Source organism: Coleofasciculus sp. E1-EBD-02 (genome assembly GCF_040218245.1).
Lineage (GTDB): Bacteria > Cyanobacteriota > Cyanobacteriia > Cyanobacteriales > Coleofasciculaceae > Coleofasciculus.
In genome coordinates this window covers 18,077-39,479 of the sequence record NZ_JAVJQN010000042.1, presented here as the reverse complement: position 1 = coordinate 39,479, position 21,403 = coordinate 18,077, and the positions used below count along the sequence as shown (strand labels likewise).

Annotated in this window: 13 protein-coding genes and 5 pseudogenes; 6 read left to right on the top strand and 12 right to left on the bottom strand. The window is 45.6% G+C overall.

Annotation, left to right across the window (positions count from 1 at the left end):
* Positions 1–11 precede the first annotated feature (11 nt).
* The 10 genes and pseudogenes from RIC07_RS08230 to RIC07_RS08185 all read right to left on the bottom strand — a co-directional run bounded on the left by RIC07_RS08230 (position 12) and on the right by RIC07_RS08185 (position 11,534).
* A complete protein-coding gene (locus tag RIC07_RS08230; RefSeq protein WP_446394094.1) occupies positions 12–1,556 on the bottom strand; it encodes a hypothetical protein in 1,545 nt (514 codons plus the stop codon).
* Between the two features lie 55 nt (positions 1,557–1,611).
* Complete coding sequence (locus RIC07_RS08225) at positions 1,612–3,921, bottom strand: hypothetical protein (protein ID WP_446394093.1); 2,310 nt, start codon at positions 3,919–3,921, stop codon at positions 1,612–1,614.
* Between the two features lie 234 nt (positions 3,922–4,155).
* Positions 4,156–5,196, bottom strand: a pseudogene (dnaN, locus tag RIC07_RS08220) (DNA polymerase III subunit beta); the annotation flags it as partial.
* 236 nt (positions 5,197–5,432) lie between these two features.
* Positions 5,433–6,913: pseudogene (locus RIC07_RS08215) on the bottom strand (IS1380 family transposase).
* Between the two features lie 315 nt (positions 6,914–7,228).
* A pseudogene (locus tag RIC07_RS08210) lies at positions 7,229–7,369 on the bottom strand (DNA polymerase III subunit beta); the annotation flags it as partial.
* A gap of 83 nt (positions 7,370–7,452) precedes the next feature.
* The gene (locus RIC07_RS08205) at positions 7,453–7,950 is read right to left on the bottom strand and encodes a hypothetical protein (protein WP_446394092.1); all 498 of its coding nucleotides are present in this window, start codon (positions 7,948–7,950) and stop codon (positions 7,453–7,455) included.
* Positions 7,951–8,096: 146 nt separating this feature from the next.
* Positions 8,097–9,140: a DNA polymerase III subunit gamma/tau gene (dnaX, locus tag RIC07_RS08200; RefSeq protein WP_446394091.1), complete on the bottom strand. Its 1,044-nt coding sequence runs from the start codon at positions 9,138–9,140 to the stop codon at positions 8,097–8,099.
* A gap of 62 nt (positions 9,141–9,202) precedes the next feature.
* Positions 9,203–9,604: a transposase gene (locus RIC07_RS08195; protein ID WP_446394090.1), complete on the bottom strand. Its 402-nt coding sequence runs from the start codon at positions 9,602–9,604 to the stop codon at positions 9,203–9,205.
* A gap of 77 nt (positions 9,605–9,681) precedes the next feature.
* A pseudogene (locus RIC07_RS08190) lies at positions 9,682–10,749 on the bottom strand (ISKra4 family transposase).
* Positions 10,750–11,315: 566 nt separating this feature from the next.
* Positions 11,316–11,534 (bottom strand): hypothetical protein, encoded by a 219-nt coding sequence (locus RIC07_RS08185; RefSeq protein WP_446394089.1) that lies wholly within the window; start codon positions 11,532–11,534, stop codon positions 11,316–11,318.
* 77 nt (positions 11,535–11,611) lie between these two features.
* Between RIC07_RS08185 and RIC07_RS08180 the strand changes: the two genes are divergently transcribed.
* Both RIC07_RS08180 and RIC07_RS08175 read left to right on the top strand, forming a co-directional pair.
* Positions 11,612–11,878 (top strand): hypothetical protein, encoded by a 267-nt coding sequence (locus RIC07_RS08180; RefSeq protein WP_446394088.1) that lies wholly within the window; start codon positions 11,612–11,614, stop codon positions 11,876–11,878.
* Positions 11,879–12,492: 614 nt separating this feature from the next.
* Positions 12,493–13,596 carry a zinc ribbon domain-containing protein gene (locus RIC07_RS08175; protein ID WP_446394087.1) on the top strand — a complete coding sequence of 368 codons (1,104 nt, stop codon included), beginning with the start codon at positions 12,493–12,495 and terminating at the stop codon, positions 13,594–13,596.
* Positions 13,597–13,861: 265 nt separating this feature from the next.
* Here RIC07_RS08175 and RIC07_RS08170 read toward each other — a convergent pair whose 3' ends face one another.
* Complete coding sequence (locus RIC07_RS08170; RefSeq protein ID WP_446394086.1) at positions 13,862–15,667, bottom strand: macro domain-containing protein; 1,806 nt, start codon at positions 15,665–15,667, stop codon at positions 13,862–13,864.
* Positions 15,668–15,817: 150 nt separating this feature from the next.
* On the opposite strand from RIC07_RS08170, the gene RIC07_RS08165 reads away from it, so the two are divergent.
* The gene (locus RIC07_RS08165) at positions 15,818–16,438 is read left to right on the top strand and encodes a DUF932 domain-containing protein (RefSeq protein ID WP_446394085.1); all 621 of its coding nucleotides are present in this window, start codon (positions 15,818–15,820) and stop codon (positions 16,436–16,438) included.
* Here RIC07_RS08165 and RIC07_RS08160 read toward each other — a convergent pair.
* Positions 16,435–16,677, bottom strand: coding sequence for a hypothetical protein (locus tag RIC07_RS08160; protein ID WP_446394084.1), 243 nt, complete (start codon positions 16,675–16,677; stop codon positions 16,435–16,437). The genes RIC07_RS08165 and RIC07_RS08160 overlap by 4 nt on opposite strands.
* 18 nt (positions 16,678–16,695) lie before the next feature.
* On the opposite strand from RIC07_RS08160, the pseudogene RIC07_RS08155 reads away from it, so the two are divergent.
* The 3 genes and pseudogenes from RIC07_RS08155 to RIC07_RS08145 form a co-directional block, all read left to right on the top strand.
* Positions 16,696–17,514 (top strand): annotated as a pseudogene (locus RIC07_RS08155) (hypothetical protein); the annotation flags it as partial.
* Positions 17,515–17,708: 194 nt separating this feature from the next.
* Positions 17,709–19,553 (top strand): helicase-associated domain-containing protein, encoded by a 1,845-nt coding sequence (locus RIC07_RS08150; RefSeq protein ID WP_446394083.1) that lies wholly within the window; start codon positions 17,709–17,711, stop codon positions 19,551–19,553.
* A gap of 38 nt (positions 19,554–19,591) precedes the next feature.
* Positions 19,592–21,268 carry a DNA repair helicase XPB gene (locus RIC07_RS08145; RefSeq protein ID WP_446394082.1) on the top strand — a complete coding sequence of 559 codons (1,677 nt, stop codon included), beginning with the start codon at positions 19,592–19,594 and terminating at the stop codon, positions 21,266–21,268.
* Positions 21,269–21,403 lie beyond the last annotated feature (135 nt).

The following is a 21,403-nucleotide window of genomic DNA, read 5'->3' as shown; positions in this document are numbered from 1 at the left end:
GTTGAGAGTATCTATTTGTCAGTCCAACAGTTTCCTAAGAGACGTTCTGGACATTCATCCTCAGAAACCGGAATATCCTGAATGACTATTCCCATCGCCCGTTCCATCGCCATTTGCACAGCACTAGCTATTTCAACACCAAATTCTTCTTTACCAAAAATGTCCGCTTCATCATGACAGCAATTCCCCACCCAAGCTTCCCATTCAGGATGAGCATCAAAAGCCGCTACACAGTACGCCAAAAAAGTTTTAATAATATCAGCTTCACACATTGTCCAGTAAGCCGCATTAGCATCTGGACTTTTCACTGAAACCAACGTAGAATATAGACCATTAAACTTTTTCCGTTTGCCCTCTATCTTTTGCTCCCTACCATCTTCAACGTTTTGCCGCCATTTAGGAAGAAACACACCGCGACCCGTTAGACAACGGACATAGCCCAAACCGAATTTACTGCGCGATTGTATTGGATTAATTCCTAACACCGATGGCAGCTCATGATTCGCTTTTTCAACAATAGATTGCTGAAAAGAAGCCAAAACCTTATAAGTTTGCCTCCAAGCTTTAATCGAATTTTTCGCACTCTCATCCGATAAAACAATCCCCCATAACTTACTTAAATCATCAACATTGGCTGATTTGAGCGTAACCCGAAACCTTCTATTGATAAGAGCAACTAACTTCTTCGGTGAATAAAGATGAGGAAGACACTCAGAAAACGTTCTACCCAGTTGCTCCACCAACGATTGATAAGCCGCCTCGTAAGCAACAGTGACATCAGCCAACACCCCTTCATCCACAGGCATTCCGTAGTGAGACATTTGAGCAAAAGCCGGTGACGCGGCACACTCAATTAAGTAGCTAGTCCAAACCCTAATTTCTTTGAGCCGAGGTTCTAATAAATCATGTACCTTAAGCGTAATAGAAGCATCATTGGCGGCATAATTGAATTGATTATTACTCAATTGCCCATTGCCTAAATCTCCCCAACCCCAGTCAGAGGTTTGTCGGGATTTATCGATAGAGATTCCCAGTCGCAAACAAACACTTTCTAAGCTGTGGGGTTTCCCCTGCTGTTTTAACAACCAAGGGTCTAGTCCAGCCCAGTAAACTTGAGACATAAGTTTAGTATCTCGGAGGTTACGGATGGGGAAATTATACTTAGCCAGCATCCATCGCTGCTCAAAATCTAGGGAATGTCCAACCACTTCAACCTGGGGATTCGCTAATCGTTCTTGAAGCGTTGTCCAGAACCCCAAAGACTCTAATTTCTGATGAATACGTGAGCGTTCTTTTGCCGTCCACCCCAAATCTATTACTATTACTTGGACAGCCGGTTGTTCTATAGCTATCTGAATTAAGCGAATCTCTCCCGTTTCCGGTGCAATTGCTGGAGTGGATGCCCGAGAAAAAGTTTCTAGGTCAAATCCAAATCGGGGGGATTGTTGAAAAAGACCTATTGCCTGATTCAATCGTTGGTTCTCTAGACCGATTATATTATCTTGCCGTGAAGCTTCAGGAAAAAGATTCAGTTTATACTGGTAGAATTGAGTCATGCTAAATTTAATCGTAAAAAAAAATCAGCCTCCATAACTGGAGGCTATTGGGTAATTAAGCCGCCGACTTCCCGACGACAAAAGCATCAATTCGAGTCGGTTTATTAGCTTTAGAGAATCGGGTGTAGAGTTTCAGCCGGAATTCTTGACCGAGATTAACGGGTATCCCATCAATCTCCGTGAACGTTCCCAGAACCTTACCCGATGTATCCCGGGCAACCAAATAGTTGCCAAAGCGCGAATCCGAATCCACCTTAACTTGGAGTGTTTCCCCCTTGAATAACGTGTCGGGATAGTCAGAACCCTTGAGTCCAATCAGCTTGAAGGTGTGAATGGGTGGGTTGTCTAGGACATCGAGGATAAAGGGCAGTCCAACCAAGAAGACGAGGGCGGTGGAACGTTTCGTGGTATTATTACGGTGCTGGACTTGCCACAAGGCGGCAATAACCTGGTGACGTTGTTGCTGTGTTTTACAGTTATCCAACAGGCTTCTGTATTTGTCAGTTACTCCCTTAAGATTCTCATCAATTTTGTCCTGTACCGTGCGTGGGACTCTTTGATTACGTTCTTTGTAAGGTGTAGCAGGAGCAACAGCCCTTTGCACATCCTGGGCGAACTCTTCGACCCGTCGTTGTGCCGCTACAAGCCAGGAGTTAGGCACTTTGTCAGGAAACAAGTTGATGAAAGTTCGCAAGTTCGCCATCCGGAACTGAGGCGGGATGAACAGTTGGTTGACCTCGCCTACAAGTTGAGAGATGGTATCTGTAGCCCCTTCGTTGACCGGTAGCGGCGTCTTCACATAGACATCGCGGTTCCTGTAGTGCGACAACCAGGGGACACGGTTGTATCCCATCGCTTTTTGGGCGTTTGAGATCACAGTTGGGTCAGCTTTGGCGGCGTGTTTGAGGCTATCGACCTCAATTTGCAGTTGTTGAGCTAATTCCTCTACAATATCGGAGCGACCTATGGCATTGGCTTTGGCAATCAGGTAGGAGATGAGTCCCACATTGTTGCTCATTGCCCGAACAGTAATCTCCGCTAAACTGCCATCCAGGATTTCCTTGTCTTTGGTCAGTTGTGGTGCTTGAGCAAAGGTCTTAATCGCAGCCGCCACGTTGGGAAGCCTTTGGGCTTGTTTCCAGCAGACCAGGTCTCCGTCACAGTCACCCCCAATTTCACGCCACGTTTTCTCTGATGCGGCAATAATCCCATCAAAGTTCTGCCAGCGGTCAAGGGCGCGGTTAACCCAGACTTTCCAATCATACCGCCAGCGCATGGGATAGCGGAAGCCCACTATCTCTGTGCCATCAGGAATGCCAGGAATACAGACTTCCCCGTCTTCGAGTTGCTCGTCGGGCATAGTCATGCTGGTGTTAAAGTTAAGGCTTCCCCCCGTTGCCAATCCCACGAGGTACTCGCGCATCAGTTCCAGGGTGTGCTTGACGACTCGCGGGTGGGTTGTCAGGATACTACGGGTGTCATGGTGAAGAATTTGTAGCAGTTCGGGCGTGGAAGTGCCGGAGACTTTAGCCGTTAAGAATTCTAACAGATGCGTGCGATCGCTACTTAATTCATTGAGTTCCCGCACAGCTTTGAGCGTGTCGGGTACAATATCACGCTTAACGGCGTCCCACGGTAAGAACTGGATACAAGAATAGCTGCTGTTAGCGCTTCCCCAGCGTTTGCCCGGATTCCGGGGAGCCAGTTGAACCACGCCAAAGACCAGGGCTTTGGGCGCTCTGATGCCATTGCGTCCAGGGTTATTACCCTTGAAGCAGGAGCGAGGGATAACCAAGGATACCCCATTCGGGTCACTGTCTAAAGAAGGCAGGTAGGCAATAGTACCTTTAGTGAGCCAACATTTGTCGGGGTCTACAGCACGGAATTGGAACGGCACATAGGCTTGCAGTCCCAGAGTCTTAAACAGGAGTGCCGATGCCTTGGCGTGGCAATCCCCTGTTCTGAATTTACCATCCTCGACGATACGGATTCTCAGCGTTAGGGTAGTAATCAGCTGACATTCCGTCGTCAAATTACTGCCATAATTAGCCGCCGCCCGATTGCTTCCCAGTAAGCGTAGAAAATGGTCGGGAGTTGAGTCCTCTTCAGATTGAGCAAATATCGCCCGACCCAAGCGGCGGGAGTTCGTTGCACCAGAAAGTTTGAAGGTTTCCCACCCCTTCTCCAGACTCGCGATCGCGCCGGGACTATCCTCTTTTTCAATAAATCCTGACACGTCGCCGATGGCGAATTTAGCATCGGGATATAAATACTGGAGTAGGGTATTATAGTACACAACTTCAGTTGGCAGATAGTCTTGTTGGTATAAGTCGTATACGGGAAGTTTGAGAACATTTTCGCTCATAATTTATACCGTGAGAGTGTAATCGCTTCCATACGAGCGATAGCGAGCAAAGACTTTCTAGGAAAAACCCCAATGCATCTAGCTGACACAGCCGCAACCAGCCAGAACAAAGCAGAAGGGTTACTTCATCGGATTAGGGATGAGGTTCCAGAACCCCTCTGCCTCCTCTGAAAGGGCGGCTCAGAAAGCTAAACGGCAGACTAGCTGTAGGGTGGGGGAAAAAGTCTTAATTTTTCAACCCGTGATCTGCACAGGCATTAATAAATACGTGAGATTTTGTCCCCCTAATGGGGTAAGAATAGCCGGGGAATGGGTCTCATTAATTTGCAGTCGGATATCAGAAGTTTTGGTAACTTTTAGACCCTCAATGAGATACTGACTGTTGAAGGCAATTTCTAGGTCTTTCCCGGAAATTTGTGCGGGAATCACTTCCTGACCTGTGCCATTTTCTGTGGCGGTTGTCAGGAGAACGTGTTGGTTCTTTTTGTCAAGGGTCAATCGGATCACTTTGTTCTTAGGATCAGCTAATATGGCAATCCGTTCCAGAGCTTTTAGTAGCTGACGTTTTTCGACCGTAATGTGATTTTTGAATTTTTTAGGAATCAAGGCGCGGTATTCTGGATATTGCCCTTCTAAAGTACGGCTAGTCAGATAGGCTGATTGAGCATCAAAGATAACTTGACCTTGGCAGTAATGGAGGGCAATTGGATTTTCTGGCTTGGAGGTGGAGAGTATCCGGTCTAACTCAGTGAGGGTTTTGGTGGGAATCGTCAGTTGGGTTGGTTCCGCTTGTGCCTCATCAGTAGTTTCCGTCTCCGTCACCTGAGTCGCCGTCTGCGCTACCGCAAGTCGATGACCATCAGTTGCCGCAAATTCCAGAGAATCGGGTTGTACGGTAAGGTGAACGCCACACAGAACCTGTTTGGCTTCGTCCGTGCTAGTGGCAACCAACGAACTTTGGACTCCCTCGCTTAACGATGACGTAGGAATTTGAAGGGAATGTCCCCCATTAATAGCAGGCAGTTGGGGAAAGTCTTCCGGGTTTGTGCCTTTGAATTGGTATCGTCCGCTGGCGTGGGTTAGGGTAATCATCCAACTGGGGTCAGCGTCTTCTGTTTCCTGGGCTTCAGGTTGTACCGAAACCGTAATGTCTCCCTCGGGCAGATGGGACACGATATCCTGGAAAAGTTTAGCTGGGATAGTAACCTGACCTCCCGTTTCAATGTGAGCCAAGAAACGGGTTTTGATTCCCAAGCTGAGGTTAAACGCTGTTAACCCGCATTTCTCACAAACTAATTTGAGAAGCTAATTTGAATGGGAAAAGTAGAATTTTTCATGCGCAGAATAGAAAAATTCCAGATCTCCAACAAGATTAACCTGAAATTGCTAACCCTTACCCGACGCATTCGATAAAATGAGCGTTAGTCTTGGCAAATTTCTATGACAAAATAGACGGAAAAAAGCTTCAGTCATTTTTACAACTATGCTGGTTATCTTCGAGAGCTAAAACCTTAACTCGTATTGGGAATGGCTTGAATTCTTGAGTGCGCGATCGCTAAAATTCCTTGATATGGACAAGAACTGGATAGGGCGATAACAACCCTTCTCATACTAACGGTAATTCTCGCTCCTAACTTAAGGAGATTGAGGCGAATTGTTCCGACAGTTGCTTTGGACAAAGAAGTTTTTCTCAAACCGTGATAACGAAATGCTTGCATTAACACATACGCTATTGAAGATAGCCACAGGCGGAGTTGATTACTTTGAAAGGTTTGGGTAGAAGTTCGGTCAGCAAATAAGTCCAATTGCTGTTCTTTAATCCGATTCTCCATCTCCCCTCTCGGACAATATTTTTTAGTATAAAGTTGAGAGGGTGTAATTTGAGAAGTGTGTAAAGATGTGATAACATGACGAAGCTCTAACCCTTGACTCCCATAAACTACTTTAGTAACTACTCTTCTTTGACGACTCCATGACTTTTCGGTTTGATAATAGAGCGAGCGAAACCAAGTTGCATTGGGGACTAATTTTCTCACCTCTTCTAAGTCTTCATTTTTAGAAAAAACGCTATCCATTAATTCAATGACTGGTAATAAATTTTCTTCATATTCATTTTTTGCTTTCTCAATAACATTCATTGCTCGTAACTTCAATTGGCTATTTGTTGCCATTGCTATCACATAATCTACACCTTCTTCTTCGCAGAAATTCATAATCTCTTCACGAGCATAAGCACTATCGCCTCGCACGATGATATGCTTATCGTGCCATTTCTCTCGAATTAAGGCAATGATTCTCTGTAATTCTTCTAACGCTCCTTCGGCTGGATCTATATTAGAAGGACGTAATTTTGCCACTAATAAATGATGTCCACAGAAAATATACAAAGGAGCATAGCAGACTCCTTTATAATAAGTATTAAAAAATGCTCCTTCCTGACCACCATGAACTTGGTCATCGGTGACATCCATGTCTAAAATGATTTGTTGAGGAGGGGTTTGATAAGACTCTAAAAAGATGTCTACAAAGGCTTTTTCTATCTCTGAAGGATTTCCTTCAATACGATGATAGCGAGATTCTTGTTGTTGAAGGATTGTTTCCGGACAATATTCAAGCCGATTTAAGGTACTCTTTCCGGCTAAAATGGTTGATGATGAGTCATCAAAATTTAGTTTTTCTAGAGCTATTGCCAAGGCAGGATCATAGCGTAATTGGTCATGGTCATTGACATCTTCATAGCCTAAAGCAATGCCGTAAACTCTTTGAGCGAGTAATTGATGAACTGAATAATCTACATAAGCTAAATTCCGATGTCTTGAAAGCATTCAGCAAATCTTGCTGTAATTTTTAGTTTTTTATCTAATTCTGCCAACCAGACGATTCCCGCATCTGACGTGATTCGACCGCCGTTAAAGTTGGCAAGAAGTTCTTTTCCTTTCTTTTTTCCAAACTTGAGGGGGAGATGTTTTTTTTGAAGCAACTTGGCAGTCATGATGCAAAAATCTAACTTTCACCTACCTTAATTATATCAATATTTGAAGAGATTTTAGTTCTTTGTTATATTTGAATTGGAGCGTCTAAATGTTAAACCGCCACTCATTAGCGTATTTATTACGCTAACTAAATTTAATCTCTATCCCAAAATATGAGTCTAAATTTATCAATTTCTGCTTGTTAAGGGGGACTCGAATTCAGACTATTGAAGGAACAACACACTGTTAGGTGCGACTGGGGGATCTAACTGAGGTGAAATCCCTCTCTGTCAAGGCTTCTGTCGTTTACGCTCGTACCTTTTGTGAGAAATGCGGGTTAAGTGTATCTGTTGCGTGTCTGAGCAAGCAGATAGGAGTATATTACCTAAAATGGGGTGAGAGGGTCGAGATGGAACCGCACGACAGGAGAGAGAAAGGTGAGTTTGTAGGTCAACAGAGGAGCAAGTTAGTTTCATTGTTTTTCTAATAGGTAAGCAGAGTCAGTAGACGGGTGGTAAAATAATCCGAGGGTAGTCCTTGTTTGATTTCACCTTCGAGATTAAATAGCGCGATCGCACTTTTGATCAGCCATGAGGTTGAGAGTCCTTGAAGCGCTGGCAATGTAGGTAGCAACGGCTAGAGGTAGGTTGACTCCCAGAGTGCGTGATTCTTGCTGAACGTTAGTCGCCAGTTCATTGATTTTCCAGGAAGGCGTACAATTAAATTGTTTGACAGTTGTTGCACGTTTGATGAGTTTGCCGATGCGAGTACGGGTGTCGATTGGAGTAATTAGAACGACAGTTGAGGGTGTATTTAGAGACAGCAGTTTGTTGAGCAATTCAAAATGATTGGCTGTGATTTTACCTCGAATAACTAGAAGTTTTTCTTGACCGTATAAAGGCAGAGTTTGGGCGTAAATTAGGGCATATTCTAGTTGCTTAAAGGAGAAGTGTTGAACATTGAAAATCGCCCACTTTGGATCTAAATTATGCTTCTGTTCTTGGATAAAATGCGTGATTCGATGGGTATCATTTCCTGTGAGAGTGAAAGCTTTCATAGAGACTAGTAAGACGGCATTTAGATTGGGATGCCTCAATCCCAAGGAAGGCAACAGGCAACAGGGAATACACAATTGAAATGCGTTTTAGCTTAAGGAAGGTGGGGAATTTTGAACTCACTTCCCCATCTCTTTTACTGCAAGTGTCATTCCTTTCCTAAAGAAAGATAGGCAAGTTGCAGCAGGCAAATTTCCAGCCCGATTAAAGGGTTAGAGGATTGTTGAACGCTTAACGCTGCGGCTTCTAGGATTAGGAGCCGATGGTGTATTTCTGGGATAGAGACAAGCTGGGATAGAGATTCGATGGAGGACAGGTCAATCAGGCTGGCGAAGGGAACTTTACCTTGTGTGAGAGAATTAGTGTCTTGGGAAAGTTGAAACACCAGCAAGTCTCGGTGAATGGCGAGGAGTTCTCTGACTAAGTGAACGGGTTCTACTCCCTCATCGTTGAGTTGGTTAGACAGCGCCATCAGATTATGAAGTCTTTGGGGTGTATCCTGGAAAATAGAAACACAAAGGTCTACTAAGGAATCAGTCGGAATATTGCCAATGACGTCCCGGACATGGTGAGGTTCAATCTTACCATTCGTACTCATAGCCAATTGCTCTAACAGTTGTACCGAATCTCTCATACCTCCTTGAGAATGCTGAGCAATTAGCCGGAGAGCTTCAGGGTTAGCCGAGATTTTCTCATTTAGAGTTATTTGGCTTAATCGTTCTATGATATCTTGGGTAGAGAGACGGCGGAATTGGAAATGTTGACAGCGACTGATAATAGTATCTAAGAGTTTTTCAGATTCAGTTGTTGCCAGAATGAAAATAGTATTAGGAAGTCGGTCTTCAAATAGCTTGAGAGCCGCATTTTGGGCAGAGCGGCTCAACATTTGGCACTCATCTAGATAGATGATACGGTAGCGATTGGTTGTTGACAGTTTGCTGTAATTAATCAATTCCCTGATATCATCGACACCATTGTTACTGGCGGCATCCAGTTCTCGGACATCCAAGTTACTGCTTGAACAGATGCTGCGGCAGCTCAAACAGGTGCCACAGGGGGTGAGGGTTGGTTGGCTCGATGATAGGCAGTTAAGAGATTTGGCGAGAATTCGGGCGGTGGAGGTTTTCCCTGTTCCTCGTGGACCATCGAATAGGAAGACGTTGGGTAGGTTTCCCGTTTGGGAGCATCCCATTTTGGAAAAGAGAGAAAACTTATTCGCGAGTTATAATCGCGAATAATTGCTTAACCTAAATATTAGATATCTTCTTGCTCAGAGTCAAAAGAAATATCTAGTAAGCTATTTTTAAGAGAATCAATGGTTTTTTGTAATTCGGACACTATCGTTCTTCTGGTGACAGACATCACAGAAGCGACATGGGCTTCACTTCCCGCCTTGCCTAAATGCTTATATTTACTTAACTTGGGTGTGTCACTTGTGGTTGTGAAAGTGGGTGAACTAGCCTGTAGTTTGTAGTACCAGTAAATTTTTTGTGACTGTCGGACTTGATAACGCGCGACCCAAGCATCTTCCGGGGCGAGTTTCCCTTGACTCTCAAAGAAACTTTGGTAGGTTTCAAGACTAGCAATTGCCGTCTGTAAACGAGTTATTCTCTCAAGTTTATCTTGTTGTGACTTTCGGGAGATTCTTCTACCCATTTCTTTCTATCTCCATCGACTTACATTCGCAATTATAACTTGCGAATTGTCTCAAAAAGGAAAGTCATGGAAAGTCCTTAAATAGCCAGTTTACCGTTCAAATACGCACAACGAAGTTGTAAAATGTTAGCCACGTTTTCTTTGAGCCACTGGGCGCCAGTTAGCTTAACACGGTGGCTGATTTGTTTGACGGCTGACTCCACGGCTCCGCTGCCAATTGAACAAATTTGTTCCTGTTGATAAGATTGATAATTGATTAACCTTTGACGGTGCTTGTTCAGATAGCTAATAAAGTTGTTTCCTCCTAGGGGTTGAGCTGATTTCAACAACTTTATCGCCTCGGATGCCTGTCCCGCCCACAGGTCAGCTTCTAACTGGTCTTTGATGGATTTTTTTGTTTCTATTTTATGCAGGTTTTCGGTCAGGTGATACCAGTCTAAAATTTCGATTCTATCTTTATTCTCCCCAATTTCGGCAAAGATGTTCCATATCCCGTCATGTCCATCCCCTAAGCAGTACAAGGGTGAGGTTAATGTTTGACTATTTATCCAATTCGTTAAAGATAGATTATCTTGAAAGAAGGCTCCGTAATAAATCCCGTAGGTAGCGAGCTGTTTTATATTCTTGCCAAAAACTCGCTTCTCCTTTGTCTTCCGCCCTCAAGCGAATTTTCCCGCCATCAACGCTTATCTCTGATAACCCTTGTTTTAGATCAGGAAGGGGTAATTCAATTTGGTTCACTTTTCGATGCTGAGTTGAGTGACCAACTTTTAGCCCCGTTAACAGATATAAGTCACTCTCGGCATTTTGATAGGATTCATTGGCGCTTAAAAGGAGACAGCATTTTTCCAGCAAAGGACTATGGCGTGTATAGGCTTCTATTCCTAAAGCATCTGCTTGTTTTTTGGTAATCTTCAGTTTTCCCAGGCAGCTTTTTAGGGTTCGGGTTTTCCCGCGTCGGGTTTGGGTCTTTTTGGTGATAAAAAAAGGGCGATTTGGGGACTAACGTGTTCTAATATCTTATTTCTGACTGTAATCTCGATGTCAGCTAGGGTTTCTAAACTGTCTGTATCACTATTGTTGTACAGAATCTCACTGGCTCGTCTTAGGCAAGCTTCCAGTTCCAGGCGTTCGGCTTTGGTCATGAGCAAACTGTGTGAATATTTACCTCACTAATTATGCCACCTTAAGTCGTTCAAGTATACTCTAGCAATCCTCTTTGAGTTGTGACAGGTGAAAAACTTGAAACCCAAGTATAGCAAGGCTCACAGTTTTTAAATTGCCACAACCTATTTAGGATTGCTATCTTATCTGTTGTAAGTCTTCGCGATCGCTCTTCACTGGTAATAGGCACTCTTTGTGGCTGGAATCCCTGCTCAATCAAGGTGGAGAGCAATTCATCCCTGAGGGGGTGACAAGGGACTTGAGGGTACTACTGGGTGTAGGGTGTAGGGAAAAATTGAACCTTACTCAGGGAGTCACCAAAAACTCTATTGTTTATTCATTTTGACCCTGAAGTCCTTCCAGTTGACGGCGTTGGCTCGCAAGCGAGAGCGCTCACTCCTTAGCCTATCTCCTCTTATGGGCTTTTGTTTTTCTCTAATATTTTCCCCACACCCCACACCCCATACCCTGCCTACCTTTGACGCGAGCTTGTCACCCCTTCAGGATTCATCCTCTTCCCCATCCCCAATTCGGTCACACAACGAGGTCACACAACGAGAGCCAACATCATCATTTTAATTCGCGATTGATAATCGCGAATTAAAAATTTACTCTTCCCGCCTATTTGCCAAAATGGGATGCTCCCTCCCGTTTTGAGTTCGTTGGTTAAGGTTCTGACAATTAGGGGTTGACCAACTAGCTCAGATAGGTTTTGAGGGCGGTATTTTAGATGCCAAGGTTGGTAGGATTGTTGAGATGTCATCATTATGTAGAGTTTGAATCTTCGTGTTTTTAAGGCAGTCGCCGGGAATAGTTAAATCTCATGGCTGGAGGGAAGTAAAGATGAATGAACCCAAGACGAAGAAGACAAAAAAGAAAAGAATATTCAGACAATCAAAGAAGTTACAGGAACTCATTTTAATACTTTTGCAAGACTCTTCCATGAGTTGGCTGGCTTTGTTAAGGAAAGTGCGGCAGACTGCCCCCTATTGGTCACGAAAATTGAAAACCGATTCTCCTACGGTTAAGTTTAATGTGGAGGCTTTGCTGCAAAAAGGAATCATTACTCAGGATGACCAAGGCGTTTATCATGCAACAAAAACCTGGTAAAGCTGGTTAGAATGTCGGTCTAGTAACTACACCGCATCAAGTGCCGATTTGCTTCCCCCTGGATTTTCCTCAAGTTTTCAGAACTTACTGAATGAATCTGAGGCTAGAGAAGTCCTCAATTTGACTCAACCTTTGGTTGACCTGAAGATACATACTATTAATTGAATGCCAGTAATTATTCAATTGATTACCACAGCTTAGTTGAAAATCAGTGTTTTGAGAACCCTTGATCATGAAAAAAAATCTGTGCTATCGCGGTCAAGTTTACGAATCAACCTCGAAAAATGTACAGGAACGGCAGCTGTTATCGGGTAGTTAAACCAACCCGGCTCTCTGCGGAGTGCTAAACGTGCGATCGCCGTTCAACAACAAGCCAATTACCTCAATCTCTATGTACTATTTCTCGGTCGTGACAATCAACTGCGACCGCAATTAACCACTGATGGCATTGTAAATAATTCTCCAATCTACGTGACTTTATTTGCTATACTTTTATTTAGTCGCAATCCAAGATGACATAAAATAACCGATACGGCTCTTATTCTGGGGGTGAACCCTGGCACAATCAGATATCATCTGTACAAAGACCACTACCCATAGATGACAATGGCATAATGGCATTGAAAAGAAACAAAAATACAATCAAGCGCACAGCTAGGGTTTACCTGAATGATTTGAATGTGGGTAAGTTTCTAATTGTGCGCGAATTTTTGGCTCAATGCCATGATGTCATGCAGTACTTTGTTGACCTGTTTTGGCAGCGAAAAGACTTTTCCGGGAAGCTAGCTGACTTACCCACCGTCCACAAGGCAAGAGAGCGGTTTGGCATCACAACCCGCTTGGGACAAGCCCTGGCTAAACAAGCTAGCGAATGCGTTTGTTCTCAACGAAAAAAGAACAAAAAACGTAAACCGCAACTCAGATGGCATACCGTCACCTTGTTTTACCACTTCGTCACCATCTCTCCCTTTAAGAAAAAGGGCTTTGATTGGTGCGTCAAACTGATTGGATCGGGGGCGCCCAAGTTAGTTATCCCGCTCAAGTCCACCTCAGTAATCAATCAACGGTTAGCTCAGGGATGGCAGCTATCTAAAACTATCCGCATGGGGTTGAAGAAAGGGCGATTGTGGATTGATTTTATATTTGAGAAAGTTAGACCTCCATTGAAAACATCAGGTCAGGTGGTCGGGATGGATTCCAACTACAAAAACGGCGTCGTATTCAGTGACTCCCAGGTAGTTGGACAAAGTATTTATCAACGAATAAATGAGTTTCAAAAGCGTCAAAAACATACCCACGCCGAAATTAAATCTCGGTTGGGTCAGGCGCTGAAAAAGGTTGATTGGTCTTCGATAAAAGTTCTCAGTATAGAGGACTTGAAGAAGGTTAAACACGGCAAACGGGGGACGTTCTCCCGGGTGTTTAACAGGCGGTTGTCCCATTGGCTTTATCGCACTTTGGTGCAGTGGTTGGAGAGAAAGTGTGAAGAGGAGGGGATTCAGCTAGTGGTGAAAGACCCCTTTAAAACTTCACAGTTCTGTTCGAGCTGCAACAGATGGGATAGACGAAACCGAAAAGGTGACTCTTTTAAGTGTGTCTATTGTGGCTACCTTGCCCATGCTGACCACAATGCGGCACACAACTTGGAACTTTTAGGCGTGGCGGGAGTTTATGGTCTCCGTTCCTACTTAAATTCAAAAAGTCAAAGTTTTGAATAACCATTCATTTAACCCCTCTAGCTTACCATATTTGGCAGCAGGAACTGTATTATACAGCCATCTTAAGCCATCCTAAATAATATCAAGTAAGCAACTGTGAGCTACTCAAGGAACATCTGCACCGGAGGAACTCAAACCAGTTCATTTGTACTATACTGAGGGAAGTTATTTGAGAGCAGATGTAATGAACCGCCAAGAATTGCTCGAACGTTATACCGCTCTTGAGCGAGATTTTTCTGGTATTAACCTAAGCGGCGCGGACTGATTAAACGCTATTTAAATAGCAATCAAAATCCCGCTGCTCGAAGCAAACAAAAACCACCTTCTCAATCGCAGAATTTCTCTGTAAAAATGTTCTGACTTGCGAGCAAGCAATTCGGGATGCCCAGTCACTTGGAAAACCCCGCAACCCTGTACTAATAGCCGGGAAGGCAATGGTTTTAATCGAGTATTGCTCTGCCAACATTAAACAATTACGATAACATTGAGCCAAAATCTGATCCTCTCCCTGATGACCTCCCTGCCAAACCAGACCGACTGTGTGGATAACCCATCGAGCGGGCAGATTATAGCCACGGGTAATCTTCGCCTCACCCGTCTCACAACGATGGATCTGTTCACATTCTTTTTTTAACTCAGATCCAGCCGCCCGGTGAATTGCCGCATCAACACCACCACTACCCGACAGATAATTATCCGTAGCATTAACAATCGCATCAACCCGTTGCTTCGTAATATCCCCCTGAATCACCTCAATTCGACCCCGCAGATCATCGGGTAAATTCTGCCCCCGATATCGTTGACTTCGCTGCACTTGATAGTCATGATAAGTAGACTGGCTCATACTGCGGCGACTTCTATGAGACTGATAAGTAGACATTTTGCGGAATTGTTGCACCCGTCGTGACTGAAGATCCCGATCCAAATCAATTAACGCGATCGCCTCTTGTTCCATCAAAGGGGATGCCGGGGCTGCCAACACTTGCTCCCGGGCGGTTTGTAGCAATTGGCTCGCGGTTGCATAGTCTCCCTCATCTACCTTTTGCACCGCTTCCTTCTTAGCGCGTGCTGCACTCATCAGTACCACCTGTTGCTGCACCTCTGGATTCAGGGGACATTCAGCAAAAGCAGCCGCCGCGACGACGGGCAGTTGGAACATCTGCCGTATCCGTTGTCGTTCCTGCTGTTCGGGTTCATCCCAACTTAAACGGAAATTGCAGAGGTTGGCACTGTCGGTTTCTCTCATGGGTGGCACCTTGAGCCGCACCACAACCACAAAAGGGTTACCCTTGACTAAATTGGGTAACTTGAACTCACCCTGAGGGGAGACATCCAAATCATTAAAGACATCAACCACATCCACATCAGCTTGTGGCTCAATCCCTAGGCGCACTTCCCGCCCCATGGTTGCCATTAAGCCGTGCAGTTCAGTTTGGAAAATCTCTGGCAGTTGTTCAGGAGTATCAATGTAATAGTAATTCCCATCCCCACTATTCGCCATCACCTCCAGCAAATCTTCGTTGTAATCATCCCCAACCCCCATTGTGGTGGTACTCACACCCCGTTGTGCCAATCCATAGACATCAGAGGCGATCGCGTCAGCATTGGTTTGCCCTTTGTTGGCTAGTCCATCTGAGAGCAAAATCACCCGATTCAACCCCTCATGATTCAAATATTGACTCACTTGCCTACCACCTTCGACCCAGCCATCATGGAGGGCAGTCATGTTTCTGGGGTGAATCCGTTCGATCTGACGGGTAATGTAATTCTTTTCCGTGGCGAGGGTACTAGGAATTAAGGTTTCGACGATATCATCATAAATCGTCACACTCACGCGATCGCTCCCCAGAAGTTGCTGCACCGCATAACACGCCGCTTGACGGGCATAAGCGATTTTCTTCCCTGCCATCGAACCGGAACGGTCAATCACCAAACCCAGATTAAGTTCGGGTCGTTTTAGGTTAGTCTCTGGCTGTGGCGGAACAATTTTAACCAGTACATCCAGGGTTGTCAGAGCCTCTGTACTCACCGCATCGCGCAGGGGGACAAATTCAATCTGTGGGGCGTTCATGGGATGTTACCTTATTGTTTAAAGGGGACATCAAGCCGGATCAGGGAAACATATCCTTGAATTATAAACTCTAATTAGAACCAATTGTTGAGAGCCACTCTAACAAATAGCTAGAAATCATTCACAATCTCTTCAAAGGAGAGTTCGCTCATGTCACACAAATTTGAGTCAGGATTTTTTGTCCATCAAGCCGCTTGGCATAAACTTGGCACCGTCTTGCAAAATCCGCCAACGACTGAACAAGCAATTGTTGAAGCCGGATTGAATTGGCGAGTCATTGAAGAACCCTTATATCAGGTTGAAGGGAATTCTTCAGAGATTATTCTCAAGAAAAAGCTGCGGCGCGATCGCGATCAGGCGTTTCTCGGTATCGTCAAGCATGACTACACCCCCCTGCAAAACGAAGAAGCCTTTCGCTGGTTTGACCCCCTCCTCTCGAGAGGCGGCGTGCAGTTAGAAGCCGCAGGGAGCCTCAAAGGTGGAAAACGCATTTGGATTCTCGCCAAACTCATCAATACTGAAGCCGAGATCATCAGTGGCGATATCGTTCTCTGGGATGCTTACAACAGCATTACTGAATGGCTGGATCATCAGCGAGAAGCACTCGCCGAAGCTCGTCTGTTTTCAACGTGGTTTGGCTCTGGCGCTCGCCTACGCACAAAGGCTCATCAGGTCGCCTTAGCCATGCTCAATGATGCTCCAGATGCACACCCATCTGCCTCTTACACTCTCTCCTATCGCTCTACCCAGAGTGCCAGCACTTTGGCTTAATAATATCCTACACCCGCAAAATTCTTACCCAGCGCCGTTTTCAAGCGGAAGTCACAGAACCGTTCTTCCTCTTGGACGTTGAACGTTTCCACTGGAGTTTGGGCTAACCCATAGCGGACTTGCTCCTGTTTCTCTAGACGGCTTTGATGCAGGTGCTGACGCAACTGTGACAACGTATGAGCCGCAAAGGGGATAGGCTGAGGAGCCTTGTCCTTAAGCCGCATCTGTTCAACATACATTGCCGCCAGGTCGAATCAATGGCTACTATCACATACTGCAAAGGACTTCCTACTCCAGCCAACGAGTTAAACCCGTTGGGAAAGACTCAACTGGAAATGTTCCTGTCCGAATATTCATTTATTTTCCATCAAGCAGTATGCGAGACAGCCAATTATCTCCTCTGGAAAGATGAATTCAACAAATCTCAATGGAATACGCATTTGCAGCAGGCGTATGGGATAAACAAGCGTCACGCCAATAGTGTGATAGCCTTCAGTCAGGGGGCGGTAGATACGGCGAAAGCCAACCGTAAGCGTCACATTAAGGTGCTAGCTGCTAAGGTCAAATCCGGCGAGAAGTGGATTAAAAAGGCTACACGCAAGCTAAAAAATGCCCGTAAATTTTACGGTAGAAAAAACTGGCAGAATAGTAAAACTGGCTGTCAGTTTCCTCTTTCGGTATCTCTTCAGTACAAGGATACTAACTGGCAGAATTTACGCTTTCAATTGCACCATAAAAAGCGCAAGCTCCACCACTACCAATTGCAAATCAAATACCTTAAAGCGGCTCCCATTCGGGTCACTATTTCCAAAGGACAATCTTATGTGGTAGGAGCTAAAGACGAGTCATTCGGCAATCAGACCTGCCAGTGGGATGGGCAAACGATTAAGATTCGGGTTCCCTACTGCTTAGAGGACAAGTTTGGCAAGTATGTGTCATCTGAAATTGGAGATTTTCGCCGTAGAATCAACCGATTACCAGCACAAGGAGCTAAAACCTGGCATTTTTACCGGAAGGATGGCAGATGGTGTGTGGCTGTCCAATTCACCCCCAAACCAGTCAAACAGGTGACTCGTGCATGTTCTAAGGAATCCACTAATGCTCTGCGACGGCAGTTTGCCATAGAAAGCAATTGAGGATGGTTAAAAATGTGCGCCATGGCGCACAAATTCTCTTTGCCAACCAACGCCAAGTTCATCGATGGGCGAAAACGGATTCTCCCTTTTCCTGCTACCCTAATTCCTAAAGCCTGTCACCTTCATCAGTGCTGATGCCTTACTCCAAAGACCCAATCATTGCCACCGTTGCTGAGGCGCTCAACCAGCAAACTGTAGACTATCTCAGAAGACTCCTGCCACACCTGCCAACAACCGAACGACCAACCCGCAAAGCCGAACTGGTTGCCCTAATTCAGCCCTACCTGCAAGGAAAAGAACTCAAAGCACAGTGGGAAAAACTCGACCCACTCCAACAAACTGCTGTATCAGAAGTGGTTTATTCACTGGATTCACACTTTGATGCGGCTCAGTTTCAGGCAAAGTATGGGCAGTTGCCCAATTGGGGTGCGGTTAATGCCTATGGCACCCTGCAAAACCCTTCCAGGTTGGGACTATTTTTCTTCGACTATCTGATGCCAGAAGACTTGCAGAAACGCTTGTCTGCTTTCGTGCCACCTCCAGCTCAAGCTAAGCTGAAAACAGAGGATGAGATTCCCAAAACTATCCAGCAAGAACAACCCGTCATTGACTACAACAGTAGAACATTTAAAACCCAAGTTGTCGATGTTTCTGTTGAGCAGCGGTTGATGGAAAGAGCCGCACAGCAAGACTTATTAGCGGTGCTGCGGCTGATTGATACGGGTAAGGTCTCTGTAAGCGATAAAACTCGCTTTCCTTCTGCGGCTACCTTGAAAACCATGACAGCGATACTTTCTGGTGGAGATTATTACACCGATCCCCCTCCAGAAGAGGATAACTTTTATGACCAACCCATTGGCTTTATCCGTGCCTTTGCTTGGTCGATGCTCGTGCAAGCAGGCGGTTTAGCCGAGTTGTCCGGCAAAAAACTGCGTTTAACCAAAGCGGGTCAAAAAGCCCTCACTCTTGCTCCTCCAAAAACCCTACACACCCTCTGGCAGAAATGGCGTAAAACTAAACTTTTGGATGAATTCAGGCGTATTGATCAGATTAAAGGGCAAACGGGTAAAGGGAAAAGAAGCTTAACCGCTGTGGTGGGACGGCGGGAGGCGATTACAATGGCACTATACGCTTGTCCCGTCAATCATTGGATTCAGGTGGATGAATTTTTTCGCTACATCCAGGCAAGCGATTATGATTTTGAAGTCACCCGCAACCCTTGGGATCTCTATATTTGTGAAGCTGGCTACGGCAGTTTAGGTTATCTGGGGTATCACGACTGGAGTATGTTGCAAGGCAGGTATGTACTCTGCCTATTATTTGAATATGCTGCCACGTTAGGCATGGTTGATGTGGCGTACATTTCTCCACGGGAGGCTCGTTCTGACTATTGCAACAATTGGGGAACCGATGACCTAGAGTTCTTGAGCCGCTACGATGGGTTGCTGTATTTCCGCTTGACTCCCCTTGGCGCTTACTGTTTAGAACTAACGGATCATTACACCCCAGCCTCTCCAGAGGTTCAACCCGTTTTGCGAGTCTTACCCAATCTGGAAATAGCGGCAATGGGAGAATCCCTGACAGCGGCTGATGTGCTGCTACTGGAGTTGTATACCCAGAAGGTTTCTGATGCGGTGTGGCGTTTAGAGCCAACGAAATTACTCAAAGCCGTCGCAGAAGGTTACAGACTCCAAGAGTTAGAAGACTTCTTAGTGGCACGCAGTCCGGAACCTTTACCCCAAACCGTTGAACAATTTTTAGCCGATGTCAAGTCCCGGACAGGGAGTTTGCAGGATTTAGGAACAGCCCGTTTAATTGAATGTAATGATCCGGCAATCGCCCTCTTAATTGCCAATGATTCCCGCACCAAAAAGTATTGTTTCTTGGCTGGGGAACGCCGTTTAGTGGTGCCACTTGAATCGGAAACTCGGTTTCACCGTGCTTTGCAGAAGCTAGGTTATAGTGTGCCAAAGCCTTAAACTCTTCTACCTTCTGCCTTAGATTCTTCTGCCTTTAAATGTCCTACAACCCCGAAAATGCCCTCATTGTCCAGAGCGATCGCACCATTCTCTTAGAGGTTCACTCCCCTAAGGCTGATGGGGCTAGAGTTGCCATCGCTCCCTTTGCTGAACTGATCAAAAGCCCAGAACACATCCACACCTACCGCCTTACCCCCTTGAGTATTTGGAATGCTCGCGCCGCCGGATTAGCAGTGGAAGGGATGCTCACTGCACTCCATCACTATGCCAAGTACCCTGTTCCCGAAGCAGTGATTCAGGAAATCCGGACTCTGGGAGAGCGTTACGGACTCACCCGCCTTGAGCGAAAAGACGATCCTTTCTTTCTTGAGCTTAACGTTGCTGACCCGCCTTTGGCAGAACTCTTAATCCGGGAAAAATCGGTTGCCCCTTTCCTAGAAAAGCGCCTTTCCCCCGTCTCCTTTCACGTTAACCCTAGCTTTCGCGGACTACTCAAAAAAGCCTTAGTTGATCTGGGCTATCCCGCTGAAGACTTAGCCGGATACGTTACAGGTGACACCTTACCCCTGCAATTACGTTCTCAGACTCGCAGTGGTCAACCGTTCCAAATCCGCCCCTACCAACAACAAGCCACCGAAGCTTTCTATCAATCCGGTTACGTCCAAGGGGGAAGTGGCATCATTTGCCTTCCTTGCGGCGCAGGAAAAACCATTGTCGGTATGGCAGCTATGGCAGCCGTTGGCGAACATACCTTAATCCTAACCACCAGCTTAACCTCCGTGAGACAATGGCGTCGAGAACTCCTCGATAAAACAGACTTACCCCCTGACGCCATTGCCGAATACAGTGGCGAGGTTAAATCCACCGCACCCGTCACCCTCTCCACCTATCAAATTCTCACCTATCGTCCTAACCAAGCAGCTGATTTTCCTCACTTCTCCCTCTTTAACGCCCGTTCCTGGGGGCTGATTATCTATGATGAAGTCCACCTGCTCCCAGCCCCTGTCTTCCGCATCACCGCTGAACTCCAAGCCAGAAGGCGTTTGGGACTCACTGCCACTCTGATTCGAGAAGATGGACGGGAGGGAGATGTTTTTGCGCTCATTGGTCCTAAGCGTTACGACGTACCTTGGCGTGAATTGGAAACTCAAGGATTCATCGCCACAGCCTGTTGTACAGAAATTCGCATCCCCCAGGATAGTGAGCAGCAAATGCACTATGCGGTTACTCCTCGTCGCCAGCAGTTCCGAGTGGCGGCAGAAAATCCCCGCAAAGTTGAGGTGGTTCAGCATTTGATCCAACAAGCAGCCGACCACAAAATCCTGATTATTGGGGAGTACCTTTCTCAACTCAAACACTTAGCCAAGGTTACCGAGTTTCCCCTAATTGTCGGTTCAACCTCCCAAAGGAAACGGGAAAAATTCTATTCCTTGTTTCGCAGAGGAGAATTAAAAGGATTAGTCCTCTCAAGAGTCGGTAACTTTGCCCTTGATTTACCCGATGCGGACGTGTTAATTCAAGTCTCAGGAAAATATGGCTCCCGACAGGAAGAAGCCCAGCGCTTGGGACGGATTCTGCGCCCTAAAAACGATGGCAGAGTGGCGCGTTTCTATACCCTAGTTTCCCTGCGGACTTGTGAAGAAGATTTTGCCCGTCACCGACAGTTATTTTTGACGGAGCAAGGTTATGGCTATGAGATAGAGATTCTCTCTTGATTCCATTGCTTGTTGGACTATCGGACTAGAGTAGGTCGTCTATAAAAACTATTTTGTATCTTATTTTACCGTTTTCTAGGGGTTTCAACTGACGAATCCCATGTTATAATCTATGATGCAAGCGTAGGAGTATGT

Bases quoted from the DNA above. Each gene is read 5' to 3' on its own strand.
- RIC07_RS08195 (WP_446394090.1), bottom strand. From the start codon at position 9,604: ATGGGTAGAAGAATCTCCCGAAAGTCACAACAAGATAAACTTGAGAGA.
- RIC07_RS08225 (WP_446394093.1), bottom strand. From the start codon at position 3,921: ATGAGCGAAAATGTTCTCAAACTTCCCGTATACGACTTATACCAACAA.
- RIC07_RS08180 (WP_446394088.1), top strand. From the start codon at position 11,612: ATGAATGAACCCAAGACGAAGAAGACAAAAAAGAAAAGAATATTCAGA.
- dnaX (WP_446394091.1), bottom strand. From the start codon at position 9,140: ATGGGATGCTCCCAAACGGGAAACCTACCCAACGTCTTCCTATTCGAT.
- RIC07_RS08205 (WP_446394092.1), bottom strand. From the start codon at position 7,950: ATGAAAGCTTTCACTCTCACAGGAAATGATACCCATCGAATCACGCAT.
- RIC07_RS08170 (WP_446394086.1), bottom strand. From the start codon at position 15,667: ATGAACGCCCCACAGATTGAATTTGTCCCCCTGCGCGATGCGGTGAGT.
- RIC07_RS08230 (WP_446394094.1), bottom strand. From the start codon at position 1,556: ATGACTCAATTCTACCAGTATAAACTGAATCTTTTTCCTGAAGCTTCA.
- RIC07_RS08165 (WP_446394085.1), top strand. From the start codon at position 15,818: ATGTCACACAAATTTGAGTCAGGATTTTTTGTCCATCAAGCCGCTTGG.
- RIC07_RS08160 (WP_446394084.1), bottom strand. From the start codon at position 16,677: ATGTATGTTGAACAGATGCGGCTTAAGGACAAGGCTCCTCAGCCTATC.
- RIC07_RS08145 (WP_446394082.1), top strand. From the start codon at position 19,592: ATGTCCTACAACCCCGAAAATGCCCTCATTGTCCAGAGCGATCGCACC.
- RIC07_RS08185 (WP_446394089.1), bottom strand. From the start codon at position 11,534: ATGATGACATCTCAACAATCCTACCAACCTTGGCATCTAAAATACCGC.
- RIC07_RS08150 (WP_446394083.1), top strand. From the start codon at position 17,709: ATGCCTTACTCCAAAGACCCAATCATTGCCACCGTTGCTGAGGCGCTC.
- RIC07_RS08175 (WP_446394087.1), top strand. From the start codon at position 12,493: ATGGCATTGAAAAGAAACAAAAATACAATCAAGCGCACAGCTAGGGTT.